General features: G+C 67.7%; 7 protein-coding genes. 6 read left to right on the top strand and 1 reads right to left on the bottom strand.

Annotated elements, in window-relative coordinates; genetic code table 11:
- The first annotated feature begins 173 nt into the window (after nucleotides 1-173).
- Nucleotides 174-689, top strand: a complete 516-nt coding sequence (locus tag V8J39_RS22505; protein WP_336463223.1) for an SRPBCC domain-containing protein — start codon at nucleotides 174-176, stop codon at nucleotides 687-689.
- 24 nt (nucleotides 690-713) lie between these two features.
- On the opposite strand, the gene V8J39_RS22500 is transcribed toward V8J39_RS22505, so the two are convergent.
- A complete protein-coding gene (locus tag V8J39_RS22500) occupies nucleotides 714-1,598 on the bottom strand; it encodes a LysR family transcriptional regulator (protein WP_336463225.1) in 885 nt (294 codons plus the stop codon).
- 96 nt (nucleotides 1,599-1,694) lie between these two features.
- On the opposite strand from V8J39_RS22500, the gene V8J39_RS22495 reads away from it, so the two are divergent.
- Genes V8J39_RS22495 through V8J39_RS22475 form a run of 5 tightly spaced genes read left to right on the top strand, consistent with a single transcriptional unit; the run spans nucleotide 1,695 to nucleotide 6,161 of the window.
- Nucleotides 1,695-2,195 (top strand): lactoylglutathione lyase family protein, encoded by a 501-nt coding sequence (locus V8J39_RS22495; protein WP_336463222.1) that lies wholly within the window; start codon nucleotides 1,695-1,697, stop codon nucleotides 2,193-2,195.
- A 7-nt stretch (nucleotides 2,196-2,202) separates the two neighbouring features.
- Nucleotides 2,203-3,315, top strand: coding sequence for an alkene reductase (locus V8J39_RS22490; RefSeq protein ID WP_336463221.1), 1,113 nt, complete (start codon nucleotides 2,203-2,205; stop codon nucleotides 3,313-3,315).
- Nucleotides 3,312-4,004 carry a type 1 glutamine amidotransferase domain-containing protein gene (locus V8J39_RS22485; protein WP_336463220.1) on the top strand — a complete coding sequence of 231 codons (693 nt, stop codon included), beginning with the start codon at nucleotides 3,312-3,314 and terminating at the stop codon, nucleotides 4,002-4,004. Before V8J39_RS22490 ends, V8J39_RS22485 begins: the two co-directional genes overlap by 4 nt.
- A complete protein-coding gene (locus V8J39_RS22480) occupies nucleotides 3,991-5,013 on the top strand; it encodes an alcohol dehydrogenase catalytic domain-containing protein (RefSeq protein ID WP_336463219.1) in 1,023 nt (340 codons plus the stop codon). Before V8J39_RS22485 ends, V8J39_RS22480 begins: the two co-directional genes overlap by 14 nt.
- A complete protein-coding gene (locus tag V8J39_RS22475; protein WP_336463218.1) occupies nucleotides 5,010-6,161 on the top strand; it encodes an L-dopachrome tautomerase-related protein in 1,152 nt (383 codons plus the stop codon). The genes V8J39_RS22480 and V8J39_RS22475 overlap by 4 nt, the downstream gene beginning before the upstream one ends.
- Nucleotides 6,162-6,400 lie beyond the last annotated feature (239 nt).

Genomic DNA, 6,400 nt, shown 5'->3' with positions numbered 1-6,400 from the left:
CGATAGCGAGGGGAAGAGGGCTTCGGCATGGCCCGAAGCTAACGTGCAGGATTCACGACGTGAATCCGCCTCACTGATAAGTGCAACAACGCCTATCTGATGTCAGGATTGGCGATTGGACTTATATCAGGCGGGCGGCCAGATCTCCAGCATTCCACGCACAGGAGTGACCCATGTCCGACATTCTCTGGCCCGAGGGCTTCGTCCCCGGCTTCACCGACAATTTCTGTTCCAACGAGGTGATCGTCACCGGGCTGAGCGCCGCCGAGATCTGGCCGTTCCTCGCCATCCCATCCCGCTGGCCGGCGTATTACGCCAATGCGGCGGATGTGGAGATCCACGACGGCAAGGGCCCCGAGCTGGTCCTTGGTGACCGCTTCTTCTTCCGAACCTTCGGATTTCCGGTCCCGGCGCGCATTGTCGAATGCGTGCCGCCGGTCAAGGGCCAGCCCGCGCGCATCGCCTGGCATGGCTGGTCGGGCGAGCCGGGGGCTGCGGACCGCCTGGACGTGCATCACGCTTGGCTGATCGAGGATTTGTCGGAGGGGCGGGTGCGGATCCTGACCCAGGAGACGCAGAACGGCGCGCCGGCGAAGGAGCTGGCAAAGGCCGTGCCGAACCCGATGATCAACGGTCACCAGGACTGGCTGATCGGCCTCGTTGCGGCTGTTCGGGCGGCAAAGGCCTGACGGGCTCGGTCCTCGCCGACCGCTTCAGAGCGCGGCGAGGACCTCTGCAATCTCGGCGCGCAGCCGCCGGGTTCGCGCCGGGAGGCTGCGATTGCGCCGCTGGATCAGCCAGAGCGCATGCCTGATCGGGACCGGAAGCGCCATCACCTGCAGGCGGTCCCGGCCGGGATGGGCGTCAAGGCCGCTGCGAGGCAGGATCGTATAGCCCAGGCCGCGCAGCACGGGCTCGGGGATCTGGCCGATCTGGTTGATGAAGCTGCGTTGCCGCAGCCGGTCGGCGCCAGGATGTGCGTCGGGGAAGTTCGCGCCGAGAAGCTCGTCCGCATAGGCGAAGCCGTCGGGATGGGCGATGAAGCCGAGCGCATCGAGCTGCGCGAAACTGGCGGGCACGGCGCGGTCCGCAGGCAAGAGCAGACACAGCTCGTCCTCCCCCACGCTTTCTCCCTCCAGCCGCGCGTGGGTCGGGGAGTGGTCGACGATGCCGAGGTCGAAGCGCCCCGCCAAAACGCCTTCGAGCACCCGCGGCTGCGGCATCGCCTCGAGCAGGATCGACAGATCGGGGGCCGTGGCCATCAGCTCCATGAAACGCGGATAGAGCAGCAGCGCGAGCGAGCCGGAGCAGGCGACCGACACCTCTCCGCAGCTCGGATCGTCGTGCTGCAGCTCGCCCCGGAGCGCGCTTTCCTCCGCACGTCGCCGTCGCGCGATGGCCAGCAGGGACTCGCCCGCCGGGGTCAGCAGGAAGCTCTTGCCGTCACGCGTGAGCAGCGGCTGGCCCAGCTGCGCCTCGAGCTTCTTCACATGTTGGCTGACGCCGGGCTGGGTCATGTTCAGCGCCGCTGCCGCTCGGGTGAAATGCCCGACGTCGCAGAGCGTGGCGAAGGTCTCCAACCAGGCCGCGTTCAACATCAGCGCATCCGTTTCGTTATCAACATGAGCACGAATGATAATTGGATGCCAAGGATTGGCCAATCCATATCTCCCGCAACGCCACAGGAGAATTCCATGACCAAGACCACCCCGCGCACCTTCTCCCACATCGGTCTCTCGGTGCCCGACCTCGATGCGGCCGTTGCCTTCTACCGCGATGTCATGGGCTTCTATGTCATCATGGAGCCGACCGAGATCGCGCAGGACGACAGCGACATCGGCGTGATGTGCGACGACGTCTTCGGCCCGGGCTGGGGCAAGTTCCGCATCGCCCATCTCTCGACCGCCGACCGCATCGGCTTCGAGCTGTTCGAATTCCCCGAAAGCCACAAGCCCGACAACAACCTGCCCTACCGCCAGGTGGGCCTGTTCCACTTCGCGATCCAGGACCCGGACCTGGAGGGGCTGCTGGCCCGCATCATCGCCGCCGGCGGCAAGCAGCGGATGCCGGTGCGCGAATATTTCCCCGACGAGAAGCCCTACCGCATGGTCTATGTCGAGGATCCCTTCGGCATCGTCTTCGAGCTCTATTCGCACAGCTACGAGCTGACCTACTCGGCCGGCGCCTACAACTGAGGGTCCCATGGCAGATCTCTTCGACACGCTGCGCCTTGGCGGGCGCCTCCTGAAAAACCGCGCGGCGATGGCCCCGATGACCCGCGCGCGCAGCCCCCGCAACCTGCCCACCGCCGAGACCGCGCGCTATTACGCGCAGCGGGCCGGCGCCGGGCTGATCGTGACCGAGGGCACGGTGATCTCGCCCGAAGGCTCGGGCTTCGTCGATTGCCCCGGCCTGTGGTCGCACGAGCAGGTCGCGGCCTGGAGGCCCGTGACCGAGGCCGTGCATGACCAGGGGGCGGCGATCTTCACCCAGATCTGGCATGTGGGCCGGATGAGCCATGTCTCGTTGCAGCCCGGTGGCGCGGCCCCGGTCAGCGCGACGGGCCGGCAGGCCGCGAACTCCTCGGCCTTCGGCCTCACCGAGGACGGCACGCCCGGCTTCGTCACCGCCTCGAAACCGCGACCGCTGGAGACCGGTGAAATCGCCCGCGTCGTCGGGGATTTCGCGCAGGCGGCCGAAAACGCGGTGGCGGCCGGCTTCGACGGCGTCGAGATCCACGGAGCCAATGGCTATCTGATCGAGCAGTTCCTCAATGGTGCGGTCAATGACCGGACCGACCGCTACGGCAGCCAGTCGGTCGAGAACCGCATCCGCTTCGCCCTGGAAGTGGTGGATGCCTGCGTCGCGCGGATCGGCGCGGAGCGGGTGGGCATCCGCCTGTCGCCCTTCGGCCGGCTGCACGAACTCGGTGACTTCGAAGGCGAGGAGGACACCTTCCTTACCCTCGCCGCCGAGCTCGACCGCCGCGGCCTGGCCTTCGTCCACATCATGGATCAGGCCAGCCGCGGGGCACCGGCGATGCCGCCGGGCTTCCTGCAAAGGTTCCGCGAGAGCTATGGCGGCGTGCTGATCCTGGCAGGTGGAATGGATCTGGCGCGCGCCAACGAGATGATCGGTGCCGGGCTGATCGACATCGCAGCCTTCGGGGCACCCTTCACCTCGAACCCCGATCTCGTCGAGCGGATGCGCCACGGCTGGCCACTGACCCCGGCCGACCCCGACGCCTATTACGGCGGTGACGCGCGGGGCTACATCGACTGGCCCAGCTACTCCCCGGAAGGAGCAGCCGCATGAAACCGATCCTCATCGTGATGACCTCGCATGGCGACAAGGCGGGGCACGGGCCGACGGGGTTCTATCTGTCGGAAGTCACCCATCCGTTGAAGGAGTTCCTGGCGGCGGATCTGCCGGTGGCCTTCGCCTCGATCGACGGCGGCGCACCGCCGGTCGACGGGCTGGACCTCGAGGATGCGGTCAATGCGCAGTTCTGGGCCGATCCGCTGTTCCGCGCGGCGATCCGGTCGACGCAGAAGCTGGCCGATGTCGATCCGGCCGCCTACGGCGCGATCTTCTTCGCCGGGGGGCACGGGGCGGTCTGGGATTTCCCCGGATCGCAGGCCGTCAACGAGGTGACCCGCGCGATCTGGGAGCAGGGCGGCGTGGTCGGCGCCGTCTGCCACGGCCCCGCGGCGCTGACCAATGTCACGCTGTCGGATGGCGCGCCGCTGGTGAAGGGCCGCAAGGTCGCCGCCTTCACCGATGCGGAAGAGCACGCCGTCGGGCTGGAGACGGTCGTGCCGTTCCTTCTGTCCACGCGCCTCGCCGAGCTGGGGGCCGAGATGCAACCCGGTCCGGACTGGACCGATACCACCGCCGTCGATGGCCGGCTGGTGACGGGACAGAACCCGCAATCGGCCACCAGCACCGGTCGCAAGGTTGCGGCGCTGCTCCTGGCTGCGAGGGCCGAAGATGCAAACGGCTGACGCGCTGCAGCCCTATCGCGCCTGGACATGGGTGCAGGGCAAGGATCCCCTCGACCTCGTCCTGGCCGAGCGTCCCGTGGCGGGCCCCGGTCCGGGCGAGGTGCTGGTGCGAAACGACGTCATCGGCCTCAATCCCGTCGACTGGAAAGTGCTGGGCAGCGCTTCGTGGCAACCGGGGAAAGTGCCGGGCTGTGACGGCGCGGGCCGGGTGATCGCTGTCGGTGCCGGGGTGCCCACGACCTGGATCGGCCAGCGCGTCGCCTATCACACCTGGCTGGGTGGTCCGGGCAGTTTTGCCGAGGTCACTCCGGTCGCGGCGCGGGCTCTGCTGCCTGTGCCTGCCGCGCTCGATCTCGAGACCGCCGCTACGGTGCCCTGTCCGGCCCTGACGGCCTGGCTCGCCCTGTCGAAGCTGCCAGTGCGCCAGGGCACGCTGCTCATTGCCGGGGCCGGCGGTGGCGTGGGCGGCTATCTTGTCCAGATGGCCTTGCAAGCTGGCTGGGAGGTGACTGCGCAATGCCACCCCCGTCACCACGAGCGTCTGGCCGGCTATGGTGCGGCGGTCCTGCCCTGGAACGCCGAGCTACCGCCCGCGGCCTTTGCCGCGGCCATCGACCTGCGCGGCCCGGAGGCCGCGGCGGGCCTCTTTCCACAGCTGCGTGCCAACGGCCATCTCGTCTGCAGTCAGGGCCGCGTTTCCGGCTGGGGCAGTGAGGCCTTCGGGCGATGCATCTCGCTCCACGAGGTCGCCCTCGGGGCGCTGCATGTCCATGGAGACGCCCTGGACTGGCGCGCGCTGCGATCGGCCGCGACCGGGATCTTCGATGGCCTCGAGAGTGGCCGCCTGGTCGCGGAGCCCGTCGTGGTCCGCGCCTTCGAAGACCTGCCCAGCCACCTGCGGGCTCTCCGGAATCGGGACTTCTCCGGCAAGGCGCTGATCCGGATCGCAAGCGTGCAGGACGCGCAAGACAGCACAAGGAACGGGTTCTCCGGAGGGACAAGGGAATGACCATGAAACGACGTCGGCTTCTGGCGGCGATGGCCTCGGCCGGTGCGCTCCTTCCCTTGATCGGGGTCGGGACAGGGCGCGCAGCGGCGGCTGGCAAACCAGTCGAGGCACATATCGCCCTGCGGTCGCCGTGGATGGCCAATCAGGTCGCGGTGACCTCGGACGGGACACTCTTCCTCGGGCTTCCACGCTACGCGAAGGACAAGGCCAGCCCTGCCCTGGCCAAGCGCGAGGCTGACGGCACCCTTCGGCCGTTCCCCGGCAATGACTGGAACGACTGGGCCCCCGGCAAGGACGGCGCCGAACGCTTCGTCTACCTCAACTCCGTGCATGTGTTCGGTGACGACACGATTTGGTGCGTCGACCAGGGCGCGCTGAGTGCCGGTGTCTTCGGGCCGGACCTTGCCGTGCCCCAGCCGGGCGCGCAGAAGATCGTTCAGCTCGACCCGTCAGGAAAGGTTCTCCGCATCCTACGCTTCGACGAGACGATCCTGCCGGCGGGCGGGCAGATGAACGACCTTCGGCTGCATGGCGACCTCCTCTATATCGCGGATTCAGGGCTGGGCGGCATCATCGTGCATGACCTCGCGACCGGGAAATCGCTGCGTCGGCTGAGCGGTGCCAAGGTCACCATGGCCGATCCCGACGCGCAGATTCCCGCGGTGCTGGCCCATGTGAAGGGCGATGCCACCTTCCATCCGCCGAACAGCGATCTGATCGAGCTGACCGCGGATGGCAGATGGCTCTACTGGGCTTCGCCGACGGGGCCGCTCTGGAGGGTCCGCACGGAGGCGTTGCGCGACGTCTCGCTTTCCGAGGAGGCCCTGGCCGAGCATGTGCAGAACATGGGGGCGATGCCCTTCTCGGGCGGGTCCGCGATGGACGACCTCGGGAACTTCTACTTCTGCGAGACGACCACCAACCGGCTGGAGGTGCGCTCACCCGAAGGCAAGACCGTCACACTCCTTGAAGACGAGCGCCTTGTCCGTCCCGATGGCGGGTTCATCAAAGGTCGGACGCTCTACGTGCCCGTGAAGGTGCCGTTGGCGGATACACGGGACGGTGCCGCTCCGACCTTTGCGATCTATTCGATCGCGCTGCCGGACGCCGTGGACGGGGTAAGGTTGGGGTCCCAGATCCGGACCTGAAGAGGGCTTGGCTTGAGGCGCCGGGCCTATCCCTAAGGACCGTAGCGCCCTCGCCTGGCGACGCACGCCTGTTGCCCTCTTTGAGCCGGGCGCAAACGGACCGGCTCGGCGAGCGGCTCCCCGCTCGGATGTGATCTCTTCCTGGCGTCAGTGCTGACGGCAAGATTTTCCTCTGTATCATCTGCTGAAGCTGGCAGCCCACCGACGCGCCGCGCGTCTCCCGGAACTCTGGAAGGAGC

Source organism: Frigidibacter sp. MR17.24, assembly GCF_037095655.1.
Classification (GTDB): Bacteria; Pseudomonadota; Alphaproteobacteria; order Rhodobacterales; family Rhodobacteraceae; genus Frigidibacter.
This window is presented reverse-complemented; position numbering and strand designations above follow the sequence as displayed.